This window comes from Nostoc sp. ATCC 53789 (genome assembly GCF_009873495.1).
Lineage (GTDB): Bacteria > Cyanobacteriota > Cyanobacteriia > Cyanobacteriales > Nostocaceae > Nostoc > Nostoc muscorum_A.
Map to the genome: position 1 here is coordinate 3,084,408 of NZ_CP046703.1, position 15,827 is coordinate 3,100,234.

17 protein-coding genes are annotated in these 15,827 nt (G+C 42.0%); 5 read left to right on the forward strand and 12 right to left on the reverse strand.

Annotated elements, in window-relative coordinates; all coding sequences use genetic code 11:
• Positions 1–144: 144 nt before the first annotated feature.
• Positions 145–645, forward strand: coding sequence for a hypothetical protein (locus tag GJB62_RS37005; protein ID WP_181852917.1), 501 nt, complete (start codon positions 145–147; stop codon positions 643–645).
• Positions 646–743: 98 nt separating this feature from the next.
• Here GJB62_RS37005 and GJB62_RS12665 read toward each other — a convergent pair whose 3' ends face one another.
• Positions 744–1,445: a uracil-DNA glycosylase family protein gene (locus GJB62_RS12665; protein WP_114084638.1), complete on the reverse strand. Its 702-nt coding sequence runs from the start codon at positions 1,443–1,445 to the stop codon at positions 744–746.
• A gap of 401 nt (positions 1,446–1,846) precedes the next feature.
• Between GJB62_RS12665 and GJB62_RS12670 the strand changes: the two genes are divergently transcribed.
• Both GJB62_RS12670 and GJB62_RS12675 read left to right on the forward strand, forming a co-directional pair.
• Positions 1,847–2,104: a hypothetical protein gene (locus tag GJB62_RS12670; protein WP_114084639.1), complete on the forward strand. Its 258-nt coding sequence runs from the start codon at positions 1,847–1,849 to the stop codon at positions 2,102–2,104.
• A 37-nt stretch (positions 2,105–2,141) separates the two neighbouring features.
• Complete coding sequence (locus tag GJB62_RS12675; RefSeq protein WP_245246186.1) at positions 2,142–2,438, forward strand: hypothetical protein; 297 nt, start codon at positions 2,142–2,144, stop codon at positions 2,436–2,438.
• A 144-nt stretch (positions 2,439–2,582) separates the two neighbouring features.
• Here GJB62_RS12675 and bchB read toward each other — a convergent pair whose 3' ends face one another.
• The 11 genes from bchB to GJB62_RS12730 form a co-directional block, all read right to left on the reverse strand.
• Positions 2,583–4,109: a ferredoxin:protochlorophyllide reductase (ATP-dependent) subunit B gene (gene bchB / locus GJB62_RS12680; protein ID WP_114084640.1), complete on the reverse strand. Its 1,527-nt coding sequence runs from the start codon at positions 4,107–4,109 to the stop codon at positions 2,583–2,585.
• Between the two features lie 584 nt (positions 4,110–4,693).
• Positions 4,694–5,263: a peptidylprolyl isomerase gene (locus tag GJB62_RS12685; RefSeq protein WP_114084641.1), complete on the reverse strand. Its 570-nt coding sequence runs from the start codon at positions 5,261–5,263 to the stop codon at positions 4,694–4,696.
• Positions 5,264–5,383: 120 nt separating this feature from the next.
• Entirely contained in the window at positions 5,384–7,372 is a 1,989-nt protein-coding gene (locus GJB62_RS12690) for a primary-amine oxidase (protein WP_114084642.1), read from the reverse strand.
• A gap of 469 nt (positions 7,373–7,841) precedes the next feature.
• Positions 7,842–8,366, reverse strand: coding sequence for a tetratricopeptide repeat protein (locus tag GJB62_RS12695; RefSeq protein ID WP_114084643.1), 525 nt, complete (start codon positions 8,364–8,366; stop codon positions 7,842–7,844).
• 95 nt (positions 8,367–8,461) lie between these two features.
• Positions 8,462–9,277: a transporter substrate-binding domain-containing protein gene (locus GJB62_RS12700; RefSeq protein ID WP_114084644.1), complete on the reverse strand. Its 816-nt coding sequence runs from the start codon at positions 9,275–9,277 to the stop codon at positions 8,462–8,464.
• 12 nt (positions 9,278–9,289) lie between these two features.
• The gene (rplT, locus tag GJB62_RS12705; protein WP_114084645.1) at positions 9,290–9,646 is read right to left on the reverse strand and encodes a 50S ribosomal protein L20; all 357 of its coding nucleotides are present in this window, start codon (positions 9,644–9,646) and stop codon (positions 9,290–9,292) included.
• Between the two features lie 19 nt (positions 9,647–9,665).
• On the reverse strand, positions 9,666–9,863 hold the full coding sequence (gene rpmI / locus GJB62_RS12710; RefSeq protein ID WP_114084646.1) for a 50S ribosomal protein L35: 198 nt from the start codon (positions 9,861–9,863) through the stop codon (positions 9,666–9,668).
• Positions 9,864–10,191: 328 nt separating this feature from the next.
• Positions 10,192–12,252 (reverse strand): ribonuclease R family protein, encoded by a 2,061-nt coding sequence (locus GJB62_RS12715; protein ID WP_114084647.1) that lies wholly within the window; start codon positions 12,250–12,252, stop codon positions 10,192–10,194.
• 304 nt (positions 12,253–12,556) lie between these two features.
• Positions 12,557–12,772: a 30S ribosomal protein S18 gene (rpsR, locus tag GJB62_RS12720; RefSeq protein ID WP_012411240.1), complete on the reverse strand. Its 216-nt coding sequence runs from the start codon at positions 12,770–12,772 to the stop codon at positions 12,557–12,559.
• Between the two features lie 2 nt (positions 12,773–12,774).
• Positions 12,775–12,969: a 50S ribosomal protein L33 gene (gene rpmG, locus GJB62_RS12725; protein WP_094333178.1), complete on the reverse strand. Its 195-nt coding sequence runs from the start codon at positions 12,967–12,969 to the stop codon at positions 12,775–12,777.
• A gap of 43 nt (positions 12,970–13,012) precedes the next feature.
• The gene (locus GJB62_RS12730; protein ID WP_114084648.1) at positions 13,013–13,570 is read right to left on the reverse strand and encodes an RDD family protein; all 558 of its coding nucleotides are present in this window, start codon (positions 13,568–13,570) and stop codon (positions 13,013–13,015) included.
• A gap of 205 nt (positions 13,571–13,775) precedes the next feature.
• Here GJB62_RS12730 and GJB62_RS12735 point away from each other — a divergent pair, with 205 nt between their 5' ends.
• Together GJB62_RS12735 and glp are read left to right on the forward strand one after the other, a co-directional pair.
• A complete protein-coding gene (locus GJB62_RS12735) occupies positions 13,776–14,402 on the forward strand; it encodes a PEP-CTERM sorting domain-containing protein (RefSeq protein ID WP_114084649.1) in 627 nt (208 codons plus the stop codon).
• A 49-nt stretch (positions 14,403–14,451) separates the two neighbouring features.
• A complete protein-coding gene (gene glp / locus GJB62_RS12740; protein WP_114084650.1) occupies positions 14,452–15,717 on the forward strand; it encodes a gephyrin-like molybdotransferase Glp in 1,266 nt (421 codons plus the stop codon).
• Positions 15,718–15,827: the final 110 nt, after the last annotated feature.

The window sequence follows — 15,827 nt, forward strand, 5'->3', positions numbered from 1 at the left end:
CTTTTAGTTTTGCGTAAGTTCTAACTTTTACTCAAGTAGCACGGTAACTTAAAAAGCTGATTGGAGGTAAAATAGACAACGACTTTTAAGAAAAGTTCAATCTACTTTATAAACCCTTTGCTTTTAGTTACGAATGTAGGAAATATGGCTTTGTATTTTTCAATTTTACCGTGTGCTTGTTTCATTACTGGCTATTTTTTATTAAAAAAAAGTAATAATGAAATCTCGCATTTAGTAGCTGTATTTGCAGCTATTAGCCTAATTTTGGGTTTAATATTAGCTCCCTGGCAGATTTTACTTTTACTATTAATTCTTATTCTTATCAGTACAAGCTCCGAATACTATACAAGCAAGGTAGTCAGCAGCGAAATTCAATATCCACAAGAGCCAGTTACCAAGTCTGAACCAAATTATAACTTAATCTACCGTGGGGCTTCCTATCGTCCTGACCTTGATGCCAAATCAAATGCAGAAACGATACCATTAGTAACCCCTAAATTGATCTTTCGGGGATGTACTTATTTTATTTGCGCTAATCCTAATACCCAATCGGCTGGAATAATTACACCACCAGTAACCTATAAATTGAGCTTTAGGGGAAGCAGCTATTCTATAAATAGAAATGTACACAGAGAAATTAAATAGCGAACAATATAACAAAAGTAGCTCAAATTATGTGTAAAGCCATACCTAATTTAAAGCTGGCAAAAAACTATTTTGAAAGAGACTAGCTATGAATTACACTATTCAGTTAAATCTGGATTTAAATATTTTCTTACTTCTGACTTAATCATTCCAATTTTAGAATCTTTTTCATCTTTTCTATAGTGGTAACTTGGATGTTTGATATAAATTACTGGCTTACCATGTAAATTATTACGACTTTGAAGGAAATTTTCAACTTCTCTTCCAAAAGCAATAATTACCTTTGGATTAAAAAACTCTATTTCGCGCATAAAGTGGCAGCTAAAACAGTTATTTATAGTTTTCTTTTCTAGTTTATCTTGTTCTCCAACTGTTGAACATTTAACAATATTAGTTTGCACACAATATCTAAAGACTTCACTTTGAGCAACGTCCAGTATAGTTGACATATAGTTCAATATATTTTGGTGGAAAACTAGACTGCGCTTTTCTCCTGGCTTTGTTATGACATTACCAGTAAATAACCCCCGATTCCAATCTATATGTTTTTGAGCAATATCTTTAGGTGAACCTCTATAGTAGGCAATTTCAGCGTTAATAATACGTCCGGGATTTTTGCCAACAAGCATTACTTGAATATCTTCGGGATTTATTTCTGTGTAAAATCCTCTTGGTGGAGAATCTAATGCAAGACTATTTGGTTCATTATTTAGTCGATTCATATTAAGAGTATTTGGACACTCTCTTTCTGAATTTTTACAGTTGACTACTGTTGCGTAGAAATTGATAACTTGATTCATTAACTTATATGGTGGCCTATTAAAAACTATACTGAACTGATCTGACTACAGTTGTCCTGAGTAATACTACTAAAAAATCGTTTCGCTGAAATATCAGCGAAACGATTAAAGTTAATCTCAAAATTAAAAATAGCTAACTTGCTAAATTAAGCTCCAACAGCTTCTTTCGCGGCGTATAATACCTCAGCACTGATTTATTTGAAACCGCGATCGCAATTAAATTTATTGGTGCTGCACTAGATTTATATTCTTTTAACTAAAATTATTACTGAATAGCAGGTAAAACTTATAATTCACATTTTACAAATAGTTGCGATTATCTTCAAGCTAGACAAAGGCTTTCTTCTACTTGCTATACGTGCATATAATGGGATTATGAACATCCGTAACTGGTGAATAAAATGGCTAAAACCTTAACAATACAGTTGTCAGATGACTTAGAAAATAAATTAACTGCTCAAGCGCAAAAGCTGAATCTATCTTTAGAAGATTTAATTCTACAAGCCTTATCTCAATCAGCTAAACAAGAAAATATCTCTGAATTCGATCCAATTTTACCTTTACTAGGTACATTGAAATTTGATAATTCTGATGTAGGAGAAAACCACGATCAATATCTCCAGCAAACTTTGCAGCAGGAGTTAAAAATTTACGAATAAAGTCTTTATAGATACATCCGGGTGGGCTAATTTATTTATTGCAACTGAGTCCTACCATGAACAAGCAAAGCAGTGGTTTCAACATAAACGTCAGCAAAATCAAGCAATGGTAACAACTAATTATGTTGTTATTGAACTAGTGGCTTTGCTGAATAGCCCTTTACGTGTACCTCGTCCGCAGTTATTTAAATATGTAGAAGCTGTCAGAACTGCTCCTTATATCAACTTGATTTATATTGAACCAACAATAGATTCAGCAGCTTGGGAACTACTCAAAACTAGAGAAGATAAAGCTTGGTCTTTGGTGGATAGCACTTCTTTTATAGTCATGTAACAGCTTGGCATTAAAGAGGCATTAACCACAGATCACCACTTTGAACAAGCTGGCTTTATTCGTCTGCTGAAGTCAGAATAAGTAATAATAAAAGGCATTCATTAAGATATGCCCTTTATTATTAAAAATTGCTAACCCGTTAACCTACGCCCCGACAGACTCCTTGGCGGCGTACAATACCTCAGCGTTGATTTCTTTGAAACCGCGATCGCGGGCAAATTTCTCAGTATTACGCTTTACTTTACCGCGAACAAATCCAGGAATCTTATTCAATTCTGCTTGACCATCTTTTGTCCAATTCAAATCAGAATCAGCAGAAATTCCCCTAGTAATTACTTCTTTGGTATCATGACCACCGAAGATTTCCAATAGGTGATCTTCCATTCCTAAAGTGAAGGAATTGTAGATCAAATCTGTAATCTGATTCGTACCTTCATAACCCATAAATGGTTTGTAACCAATGGGGAAGTTTTGGACGTGGATTGGTGCAGCAATTACGCCGCAGGGAATATCCAAACGCTTACCAACGTGGCGTTCCATTTGAGTGCCGAAAATGGCAGAAGGTTCGACACGAGCGATCGCATCCCCAATTTCACCATGATCTTCGGAAATCAGCACTTCATCGCAATACTCGCTAACTTGTTCGCGGAACCAGTCTGCATCATATTTGCAGTAGGTTCCAGCCCAAACAACATGAATCCCCATTTCTCGCGCCAGAATTTTGGTAATGGCGGCGGCGTGGGTATTGTCACCAAAAACCACAGCTTTTTTGCCAGTCAAGTTTTGACAGTCAATCGAACGGGAGAACCAAGCAGCCTGAGAAACATGGAGAGTTTGCTCATTGATGAAGTTTTCATAGTCAACTTCTGCACCTTGAGCGTTAATTACCTGCTGAATCTTGCGAATACAACGGGCAGTTTCCACTACACCCATTGGAGTAATGTCTATATAAGGTGTGCCAAATTGTTCTTCTAAGTAACGAGCGGTGGTTAAACCGAGTTCGCGGTAAGGTACTAGGTTAAACCAGGCTTGGGACATCTTTTTCAAGTCATTTACCGAAGCACCTTCGGGAATTAAGGTATTTACCTCAATTCCCAAGTCAGCCATCAGCCGTTTCAGTTCGGTACAGTCGTGATTGTTGTGGAAACCAAGGGTAGTAGTACCGATGATGTTAACCGAGGGCTTCGCAGTTTTACCCTCTGGTAATTCGCCCCGCTTCCGGGCTTTTTCAATGTAGTATTGGACGATTTGATCCAAAGTGCGATCAGCGGCTTGCAGTTCGTTATAGCGGTAGTGGTTCACATCCGCCAGCATTACGTCTCCTTTCGCTTCCAGTTGCGCCCGTTCCACAAAGTTGTGCAGGTCTTCTTGCAAAATGCTGGAGGTGCAAGTGGGAGTTAACACAATCAGATCGGGGTGTTCCTCGGCATCTTTGCGGACGATGTTATCTACCACCTTCTCTTGGGAACCACGTGCCAAAACGTTGCGGTCAACAACACTGGTTGTCACTGGAGTGAAATCCCTCTCCCGCGATAGCATTGAGCGCATGACGTTAAAGTAGTCATCGCCAATGGGGGCGTGCATGATCGCATGGACATTTTTAAAAGAACTAGCGATTCGCAGAGTGCCGATGTGGGCTGGGCCTGCATACATCCAGTAAGCCAATTTCATGTTTGTGTTCTCCCTTTTCAACAGAAATAACACGGAGTCCGATAAGAATGGACTATAAGTGCTTGATTATTATTAAATCGTTTCTGATTGTCTCAAAACTTGTATCCCTAATGAAGTGAAGAGTTGTAAGGGTTTATCTGGAGTTGATAGGCTTAGGCATACCTCAAACCTGCTTACTGATTGGGATGTAGCTGCTGATTTTAACAACATGGCTGTTGTTTTATTTAAATAAATCTTAATTTTTCGGTAAGTTTGTTTTCAATTTGGGGTGGGGTGCTGGAAAAGAATACAGAAGTCAGAAGTCAGAATTCAGAATCAAGCAGGTATACAGCCATTGATTTTCCAACTATTCTGAATTCTGAACGGCAGTTGCTCATGGGGAAACCCCTTTAGCCCGAATTTATCACGTATTGTGTGGTTCGGGTGGGGAGTGTGGGAGGCAATGCAGCGTTCATTGATGTGCAGTTATTCAATTCCTCCTCTTTCTCCCCACACTCCCCACACTCACGCTCATTTCTCACTGATGAGAAATCCAGGTTTAGACCGCACTGCCTTCTCCTGAATTCTGACTAGAGAAGTGTTATTTACTGCCGAAAAATTTCTACTTTTTGTAGCACTACTTCTTGATTCGGACGATCTCTAGTCGTAGGCACATTAGCAATCTTACTGACTACATCTAGACCTTGGACAACTTCACCAAAAACGCTGTGTTTGTTGTCAAGGTGAGGCGTTGGTGCTTCTGTAATAAACCATTGCGAACCATTTGTACCGCGTCCAGCATTAGCCATTGACAGGATACCTGCACCAGTGTGTCTCAATTCAGGATGAAACTCATCCTCAAATTGATATCCTGGGCCACCAGTACCCCATCGGCTGGCTGTATCAAGATAACGGCTCAGAGGATCGCCACACTGAATCATAAAATCAGGGATGACCCGGTGAAAGCGAACCCCATCGTAAGCTGGAGTTCCTTTGCCAGATTCACCAGTTTTAGGGTCTTTCCAGTCGATTGTTCCGGTTGCTAGACCAACAAAATTTTTGACGGTGTTGGGGGTTCGCTCTTCTTCCAAACGAACTACAATTTCACCCAAGGAAGTAATTAAACGAGCGTGCAGCTTGCCATTACCGGGAATATTAATTTCTGGAAAGTTCATTAGATATCCTACTTTTAACAAGTGCCAGTATTTGACCTATATAAGTTTATCAGCATTCAAGTTACCGCCTTTAGACATGACAAAAAACCTGAAGGAAGGAAACTTGAGCCAACAAATATTTTACTCAGGTAAATTTATCGCTGGATTCCGGCTAAAGAATCCTCTAGGAACTAGCTTAAAGCCAACTTGGTGAACAGGCATCACAGGCCAATCTTCCGATCGCGGAATATGAGTTACGCCCATTGTGTACCACAGCACGATATCTTCACCCATCAAGGATTCATCGTCTGCAATATATTTTGGTAAACCCTGTCCTGGTTGAGTTTGGTTGGGATAATCGCCCCCAGCATAGAGTTCAGCAGGTTTATATTTTGTTACCCACACGTGATGAGTTGCAAATTCTGCCCGTTGTCGGATCTTTGAGCCTTCCACTGGAAAAAACATGGAATTTCCACCAGGCATCAGCATATATCCAGGTGAAGCCCCTAGCGGATTTTTCTGATCGGCACTAACAATCATCCATTCCCGACTGCTTTTCATATCTAAATCGCGCACAGCAGCCGTTTCTTTAGTGAGTGGGGTTTCTGCAACTGCGATCGCATTTCCTAATGGATTTTTCTCATCCATCGGTAAAGCTTTCACGTTCATTTCCATCACAGAATTAGCCTGACCATCGACATCGAAATCTAGGCGGTAATTGAAAAAATGCTGGTGATTCACTCCAAAGATATTCTTAGCGATTAGCCGACCATAAGAACTATCCTCAGATTGCTTTTGGGCAGCCGTTCCCTGCGCCAGGACGATACCCGTTAACTCATTTTGGACTTCCAAAGTCCCATCCTGATGAAAGATCCAATTAATGCTGTAATCATAGTTGTCAATGGCCGCAGTCATCGTCATGACTAATTCTCGACTACGACGAACATCATTACGCTGAGTGCCATACTCATAATGCTTCCAGAGCATACCGTTATTTCGCTCGTATATGCCGATAACTCCTGGCATGACATAAGGTTCTCCATCGCCATTAGCAAACACAGCATCGACTAAAAGACCGTTTTCAGGAATTTCTTTACCTAACTCCATCGTGGTTGCGAGGGAACCAAAATTGTATTCCCCAACATCAAAGGCGTTTCTGAATGACCAAGTGGGATCTGGATCGCCGTAAGGCACTACCGTCTCTGATAAGCTAGCGCGGTATAAAACTGGTCGGATATTTTTGCCGTCATTGTGTGTCACTTGGTACAGCACCAATCCACTACGAGGATGCATTACATAGCGAAACTTCCAACCTTGCCAGCTAATTTCATTGCCATTGAGCCGGAAACTTGCACCATTTGGTTGGAGAATCTTTAATGCTTTAAGTGGTGAAAGTAATTTACCCAAGGACTTTATATCGTAGTTCCAGTTTTCCTTAGAAAAAGGAACTATCCCCCTATCCACGAAACTAGAAATTTTACCTGTGTTCAAATTGACGGTTCCCAATATTCCTTCAATTGGACTGCCGTAATAATTCCAGCGTTCGCTTTCGCCCTTGTAGTAAAATAAACCCCGACAAAGACGGTTTCCTGCTGCTTCTTCCTGGTTACTCAAAATTCCTGGGGCCCAACAACTGATTTTGACTTGGTTGAAGTCTGTAATTCCCCGCTTTCGCATCGCTGTTTGCCATCGGGGGTCTGATTTAAAAGCTTGAGTTGCCAGTTCATATTCTGAAGCGACGATCGCAGGTTGAACTGATGGTATTTCTTTCCAAGATGTTAAGGTTTTACTTTTTAGGTCAACGATACCCTCATAAGTTTTGTTTTGCGATCGCTCATAGATTACCAAAAAAGCTTTTCGCCCAAAAGCTTTACCCGGTGTAAATTTCAGAACTTCTTCTTTATCTGGTTCTTGTAAAGCAATCAGTGGAAAAGCTGCCATTTCGCTCAAAGTTTTTTCTTTTTGAATGACCGAAACAGCTGTACTAATTTCTGCCTCTGTTAGCGAAGTGAGAGGATGGGAAATCGCAGGCTGTTGAGCCATCAATATTCCCATTAATCCAAGTGAGAGAGAAATAAAAACAATTATGGCAATAGCTAGCCACAAAAAATGCCTTAGCCGCTTAATCATCTTTCACATTCTTACAAAAGACGTATAGTTATCTATTTCTAAGCCGAAGCTTGAAACCCGATAAATTAGCAGGGCTTAGGCAACAAATAGCCAAAATCTTGATTTTCTGAGGCAATTCATATAGATGCAAAACGTCTACCCTACGAGTTCTCCAACGGAGTACCCGCAGGGTATTGTGCCTACTGCGTGCAGTTTTGTATGAGTCCTAATTTAGAAGTTCAAGCCAAATTAATTTTTTAACAGTTAGAGGTTGTTTGGAAAGTATTTTTCGTAACACCAAAGCCTTGGAAACCTAACCCCCCTAGCCCCCCTTCCCTACGAGGTAATTAGGGTTTCAAAGCCTCTCTCCGCTTCGGGGAGAGGTTTGGAGAGGGATTTCTAGTATACTTTACGACTTTTCAAACATCCTCTTAGGGAACTGGGGACTAGTGAAGAGTTTTTCCCCATACCCCATTCCCCATAATTTTAATTACGCAGAAACCAAACGGCGTAAAGATTCAGCACGGCGTTTCGCAATCGAGTTATTTGGATCGAGCTTTAGTGCTTCTTCGTAGCTTTGTAACGCCTGAGTAGTTAATTTTTTCTTCTCATAAGCGTGTCCAATATTATTCAACCCTGTTACGTAGTCTGGTTTCGATTTCAGAGCTTCTTTATACTGACGAATTGCGAGGTCATATTGCTCTTGGATAAAATAAATATAGCCCAGCCCGTTGTAAATAGGGGCAATATTTTCTTCTTCCTCTTCTTCAGCAGCTTTCAGAGCTTTTTGAAACAGCGCGATCGCTTGAGAATACAGTTTTTTTTCTGAATAAATACTGGCTAACTCATAATATTCTTGAGTCGTACCCTTTTCTTTCTCTAACTTCTTTCGCAATTTTGCAAAGGAGCCTTCAATCTTGCGAGTTTTGAAAATCTGGCGAAAAACACTCACGGCTGCAATTGTGAGTATAACCACCAAAATTGAGAGATAAACAACGGCTAGACTGTTATCCATTGCTGCAAATACAAATATTATAAAGTTGATTCGTAATCTATTATCAGTCTATTTGTCATTTGTCATTTGTCCTTTGTTATTCACTAATGACTAATTTACGGTAAACCCCAATGTTGAGAGCGTTGCTGGAGCCAACCTTGTTCTAAGTAACGAGCGATCGCTTGATTCACATTTCGTCTTAATTCATCGTACTGCAATCCCTTGGGCATAACTACAGACAAGGGTTCAGTTGATAACTTAGTTGGCAGTAGCCGATATTGAGGATATTGTTGCACCCAACCGCTCAGAACGCTAGCATCGGCGGCAAAGGCTACTGCGGTATTACTTTCTATTTTCTCTCGCGCTTCGTGATATGAATTTACTCCTACCAACTCGGCGTTTGGCAGATAGAAGCGCACTTGAGCAATAGTGCTGGAGTTGTTAAGTACGGCAATTTTTTGTTTTGCCAAATCACTCAACTTATTCACAGAGACATCTTTTGTAACTAATACAGTGCCATCCAAATAGTAGGGAACACTGAAACTAACTATCCGGCTGCGTGACTCGGTTGCTGTCACCCTAGCGATCGCAAAATCAACTTTCTTGTCTAAGACTACAGACAGGCGATCGCGATTCGCTACAGGTTGCAATTTGACAGCATCTCTTTTCCCAATCAAGTCAAGTGCTAATCGCTGTGCCAAGTCAATTTCTAAGCCTTGCAAATTACCATTGGCATCTCTAAATCCCAAGGGGCGCAAGTTGTCTTTAACAGCAACAGTTAGATAGCCGCGCTGCTGAATTTCTGGCATTTCGGCGGCAGATGCAGTGAATCCTGTCCCCACTATGGAAAAGCAAGATATCCAAAATATCGTGGCGGATAATACCAGATGTAACCGAGTAATTACTTGCCATCTGTTACATCTGTTATACATCCCTTGCCACCTTTATCCTTTAGCTTGAACTGCTAGTTCTGCAACTTTGCCAAAGCTAGCTGGATCGAGGACTGCTAATTGTGCCAACATCTTGCGATTTAGTTGGATATCAGCTTTTTTCAAGTTACCGATCAATTGGCTGTAGCTCAAGCCGTGTTGTCTTGAAGCAGCGTTGATGCGGGTGATCCAGAGGCGACGAAAATCGCGCTTTTTCTTTTTGCGATCGCGGTAGGCACTACGTAGTGCCTTCATTACTTGTTGGTTGGCAGTTCTAAACAGAGTTGAGTGAGAACCGCGAAAACCTTTAGCTAGTTTGAGAATTTTATTGCGGCGCTTCCGAGCTACATTACCGCGTTTTACCCGTGTCATAACTTATTTCCTGAAGGACTTACAAATATGGGAGCATTAAGCGCACGTTGAGTTCATCACGTTCATGTACAAGTGTGGTCTTGGACATGCTACGTTTTTTGTCGGAAGATTTGTGTTCTAAAAGGTGGCTTTTGCCAACTTTCCGACGCACGATTTTACCGGTGCCGGTGGCACGGAATCGCTTGGCTGCGGCTTTACGAGTCTTGAGTTTAGGCATGGTATAGCTTTAATTCGACACGATCCATTATTATACTAATAAAATTGCTGGAATGGAAATTAAGTTAGATAGTCCGTTATAAACCACGTCAAGCACAATCAAAACCCACGAGGACGGGTTTAAAACTTTGAATTTTCCCTTAGTCCTCGGAAACGGACTTTGCCTGTTTAGCCCCATTCAAGCAGTGTGCCACCGACAATTCCATACGCCTTGGCTTTTTCGGAGCTTTTTGCAGCGATCGCAAACGTCATCCCCAACTAATTCAAGATCAGCAAGAAATACAATTACGCGCGAGTGTTTCACCAAATAATTACGAATTACGAATTACTTAATTCGCCGCTGTTTGGGCTTCTTGATAAACTATTTCTTGAAACTGAATCATATCTTTTTGTGGATCGGCATGGCTAACTTTCACCACTATCTGTTCGCCCAAGTTCACAGAACGTTTGAAAACCATTGGTAACTGCAAACCTAAATCTTCGATCAAAATTAGGGCTAAGTTGCTGTCTTCTCGCAGCCACATCAATACAGTTACATCCCAAGTTTCCTCTGGATGACGGCGTAAATACTCTAGAGCATAATATCTATTGGTTTGCCGTTCTACCATCGTCACCTCTTGGGTAATGCTGGTGACATTCATCATCACTTCTTTAAGTTGATCTGCGGAAAATGGCAGAACTTCACCGCGCAAATGGGCTTTCAGCTGAAAGTGGGTAAGCAAATCACTGTAACGCCGGATGGGAGATGTTGCTTGAGTGTAAGTATCCAAACCTAAACCAGCATGGCGCAGAGGCGTAATGCTCATTTCACTTTTGGGCATACAACGACGCATGGCGCAAGCGCGAACGAATCCGGCTGGAAGTAGCAGTAATTCTTCTTCTGGGGGTAATTCCGGTTGGGGCTGACCGCGAAAGGGTAAAGGTATGTTATGAGCTTTACCATAACGAGCCGCAACTTCACCGGCAACAATCATCATTTCTGCGACTACTTGCCGTGATGGGGAATCGTCCAAAATATCAATATTGATCTCGTCACCTTTGACTTTGATCATCGCTTCGGGCATTGTGATGCTAATTGCCCCTTGAGCGTAACGCCAAGTTTTGCGCTTCTGTGCCCAAGTTGCGATTGCAGCAATTTCTGGTTCTGCCTGTACCCGTAATTGCAGCATTTCATCTACATCTTCGTAGGTGAGACGATAAGTCGGCTTAATGGAACTGGTATGAATGCTGTAATCTTCTACTCCCCCAGTTGTACCTAAAATAATTCCGAAGCTGAGGGCGCAACAAACCCGTCCCTGGATCAGACTCATTGGCCCAGTTGCCAATACCTCTGGGAACATAGGAATCATTCCCGTAGGTAAGTAGACTGTACTACCCCGCTTTCTGGCTTCCAAATCTAACTCATCTTCCGGCACTAACCATCTAGTGGGATCGGCGATATGCACCCACAGGCGCTCCCGTCCATCGGGCAGAATTTCCCAACTTAGACCATCGTCGATCTCTGTGGTAGTTTCATCATCAATGGTGTAAACCTTCAGGTGAGTCAGATCAAGGCGGTTTGTATCTGAGTCAATCGGCGGGAAATCCAAACGCTGTTGCGCCACTTCTAACACCTTATTAGGAAATTGAATCGGAATTGAAGAACGACGCAGGAACAAGTTTTCATAAGGACTCCAGCAACCCAAATCTACTAATAGTTGAAAAGCCCCTTGGGGCGTTGTGGGCCGTCCCAGCATAGTCATAGTTTCTAATACTGGAGCGCTTGGCGGATAAGCGCGAGCTAATGAGTCATAATTAACTCCCGTCCGCACTGTGTCAGCAAGCAACGCTGCGTATTTTTCTAGTCCTTCTAGACGCTGGCGATCGTGGCGCTGCCATTCTACTGCTTCACCTTTGAGCGCCTGCTCAACACGAGTTAAAAATTCCTGCTGTCCTTTAGCTTTTAATGCCTCTACTTCCATTTGGTGCTTACGTTCTGCCACCTGAGCAGCAGTTCGCGGCTCGTAAGCGTCTCCTTTTTGCTTGAAATAAAGTTTGTCGTCTGATAACAAGCAATAGGCGGCGTAACAATGAGGCGCGGCTGATTCGGAAAATAAGAGATTCGCCATCAGGTCTGGGGTGATTGTTTCCCCATCTTCAACCAGTATTTCCCAAGCTACCTCTAAGCTAGATGGGTCTAAATAAGGGTTGACTTGCTCTAAAAAGCTCGCGATCTCAGAGGGCTTGTAAGTTTGTCCGGTAACTGTATAAGTTATTTGTCTAGGCGCGAGGCTGTGGGATTGACCACGTTCGTCTACCACAAACCAGCGGGTTTTACCGTCTGGACGTTCTACGATCCCCAGACGGCGATCGCCTTGAACCCTAAATTCAACTAGCGTGCCCTTCTCCACAACTCTCGCGCTCTAATAATTTTAGATTTTGATTCCACCTTTGGTGCGCTTACAGCGCAACTTGGATTTTGGTGAAGCAGCGCGGTCTTGGGGGTTTCCCCCATGAGCGACTGCTGAACCCGAAGGGATTTTATAACTGGTGTTTATTAAATCCTAAATCCAACAATTTTTCATGCAGCAATTCATTTTACACTCTCTGATTCAGATTTGAGATTTTGGACTCAGAAAGACAAAGCCAGATGTTTATTTAAATACAGCTTCCCTTTAATAATCCAAAATCTAAAATTCCAAATCCAAAATTGATCTAACCTTCTGCATTGATAAATGGCAACAAGGCCACAATCCGCGAACGTTTAATTGCTAATGTCAACTCTCGCTGTTGCTGAGACGTAAGCCCAGTAATCCGCCGTGGCAGTATTTTACCCCGCTCGGTGACAAATTTACGCAATAAATCAACATCTTTATAATCGATTGGTTCTCCTGGCTTGATCGGAGAAAGACGACGACGGAAATAACTCATCTCTACTTAATTTCCTTGTGAACGGTATGTTTGTTGCAGTGGGTGCAGAACTTTTTCAGTTCTAGCCTGTTAGTGGTGTTGCGGCGATTCTTGGTACTGGTATAACGTGAAACACCAGCAGAACGCTTATCTGAATTTGTCCGACACTCAGTACACTCTAGTGTCACAATAATGCGGGCACCTTTACTCTTAGCCATAATCTTACAAACAGTGAAGCCTGAAGAGAATTAACACAAATGACTATCTTCTCACATTCCGCCGCATATTTTCAACTAATCTTTTAACTTTTATATCAAGTGAGTAGCCACGACGCGACGAAACAATGAAAGTTCCACAATAGCGATCGTGTAAAGCCTGCCGCATCTGGGTATCAGATAAGGCAGTCGCACAATCAATTGCTAGGGGAAGTACTAGCAGTATAGCAGTGGGATTGGCTCTAATATTGCTCAGGGCAATTGACACCAAAAGCGCACCCAAGCCGATGATCGATTCTCGCTTTACCAGTGAGAGCAAATCTGGAATTCTGCCCACGACTTCCCCATCTTCGACTTCCAACACCTTTAAATCGAACGCCCAACGCCCTAAACTTTGCCCTTGATTGTTGTATACCACCAACACCCGCAAAATCAGCCAGAATATGACAAAAACTAGGATTTGCACAAATTGAATCCCAATATCGCCTCCTCCAAGTAGAGAACTGACTAACCAGACACCAAGGAAATCAAGCCCTAATGCCATACCTCGCCGCCCAATCTCAGCCTTGGGATAGTGTTTTTGGGGAAGTCGTTCGATAGTCATACATTAAGTATTTTTATTTAGGGGTTGGAGAATAATCATTGCTCCTGTTTTTTATATTAAGGTGATGATTTGGGTTTGGCCTTTAAACCCTTACATACAGACAAAAGTTCCATAATTAGGGCATTTATGTTGCTAATTCCACAAGAGTCTGTTTTTGGTAAATATTGTATTGTTTTGTTGTAAAACCTATTTGGAAGTTGTATCTATGACAAATCTGTTTGCTAAAACAGCTATTGGGATGGTGACGACTACTGCTTTAGCATTAGCGATCGCTATAACCACTCACGATCTAGCTGATGCTGCTGAGTTTAACTTTAATTGGAAGGGAGACACCGGTTATTCAGCTCAAGGTTCATTTAACTACGATACGACAACTGCTCCCAGCGTTATTTCTGAAGCAGGTTTGGGAGCCACGAAGAACTTGCAGTCTCTCTCAATTTCCTTCTTCGATCCATTTAGTACTCTGATCAATAGTTTCACTCCAGTGGTTAATAGTGTGTCTAACTATAGCTTTTTGAGATTTAACTTTGATAACACTACTCAGCAAATCTTTGGCCCCTTTGATGTTGGTAAGGATGATGAACTTCCTGGCGACACCTGGCTTAATAATAATCTTGCACTCATAGATGAAGGTTTTGGCGATGAGGTTCTAGCTAAAGAATTTGGTTTTAACAATAGAGATGCAGCAGGGACAAAGCAAATACTAGATTTGAGTAACAATTCCGTTCAGGTATCCCAAGTTCCCGAAGGAAGCATAATTATAGGTTTATTAGCAGTGTGTAGTTTGGGATTGACTGCTCATAAAAATCTCTCCAAAGCTAACCAAGAGTAGACTCAGTGCTACTTTACAGAGATGAAGTAAAAAGTCGGAGGCGATCGCTATGGTATCAGTCAGCGATGCACAAGCAATTATTTTAAATTTAGTACAACCGTTGGATTATCAACGGGATACAGAAGTTGTAGATTTATTGGCAGCCGATAGTCGCATTTTGGCAACACCTGTCACCAGTCCGCTAGATTTTCCCCATTGGGATAATTCGGCAATGGATGGTTACGCAGTTCGGTACGAAGATGTGCAGCACTCTAGCGCCGAACAACCAGCAGTTTTAGAAATTGTTGAAGATATTCCGGCTGGGTATCAGCCCAAATCTACGATTCAACCAGGAGAAGCCGCGCGGATTTTTACAGGTGCGGTGATTCCAGCAGGTGCAGATACTATAGTTATCCAAGAGAGGACACGCCGTGAGGAAAACCGCGTATTTGTCCTGGCTGCGCCACAACCGCAAGAATTTGTCAGACACAAAGCATCTTTTTACCAAGCTGGAACACAACTGTTACCAGCCGGAATTAAGTTAAATGCCTCAGAAATAGCTGTATTGGCGGCAGCACAATGTCCGCAATTAAATGTTTACCGCCGTCCACGTGTGGCAATTTTTTCCACTGGTGATGAGTTGGTGAATGTTGAACAACCGCTACAACCAGGGCAAATTGTGGATTCTAATCAGTATGCGCTGGCGGCTTTGGTAAAGGAGAGTGGCGCAGAACCAATACTGTTAGGGATTGTGAAAGATGATCCAGTTGTTCTGGAGAGAGTTATTGCCCATGCCGTTGCGATCGCTGATATAGTTCTCTCTTCTGGTGGTGTATCAGTGGGAGATTATGACTATGTTGACAAAATTATAGAGTCTCTAAAAGCAGAAATCCACATTCGATCTGTGGAAATGAGACCAGGGAAACCCCTTACTGTCGCCACTTTTCCCAGTAGAGACGCGATTAATCGCGTCTCTCCCCACTCAGCCCTATACTTTGGTTTACCAGGAAACCCTGCGGCTGTGTTAGTGACTTTTTGGCGGTTTGTGCTACCAGCAATCAAGAAACTTTCGGGAATTACTGAAGGTTGCGAACCAGTATTTTTGAAAGTGCGATCGCACGATGAATTGCGATCGGATGGCAAGCGGGAAACTTACCTTTGGGGTAAATTGCATTTAATTAATGGTGTTTATGAATTTCACAAAGCTGGTGGTAGTCACAGTTCTGGAAATTTAATTAATTTGGCTCAAACTAATGCTTTAGCTGTTCTCCCGGTGGGTAAAACATTAATTTACCCACAGGAAGAAGTGCAAGTTTTGCAGCTTAGTAATGGGTAATTGGGAATAGGGAATTGGGAATTGGGAAGAGGACAAGGGGACAAGGAGAATTGGGGACAAGGGGAAAGACTTGTTTCAAATTCTCACCTCTTGTCCCCTGCTCCCTTGCT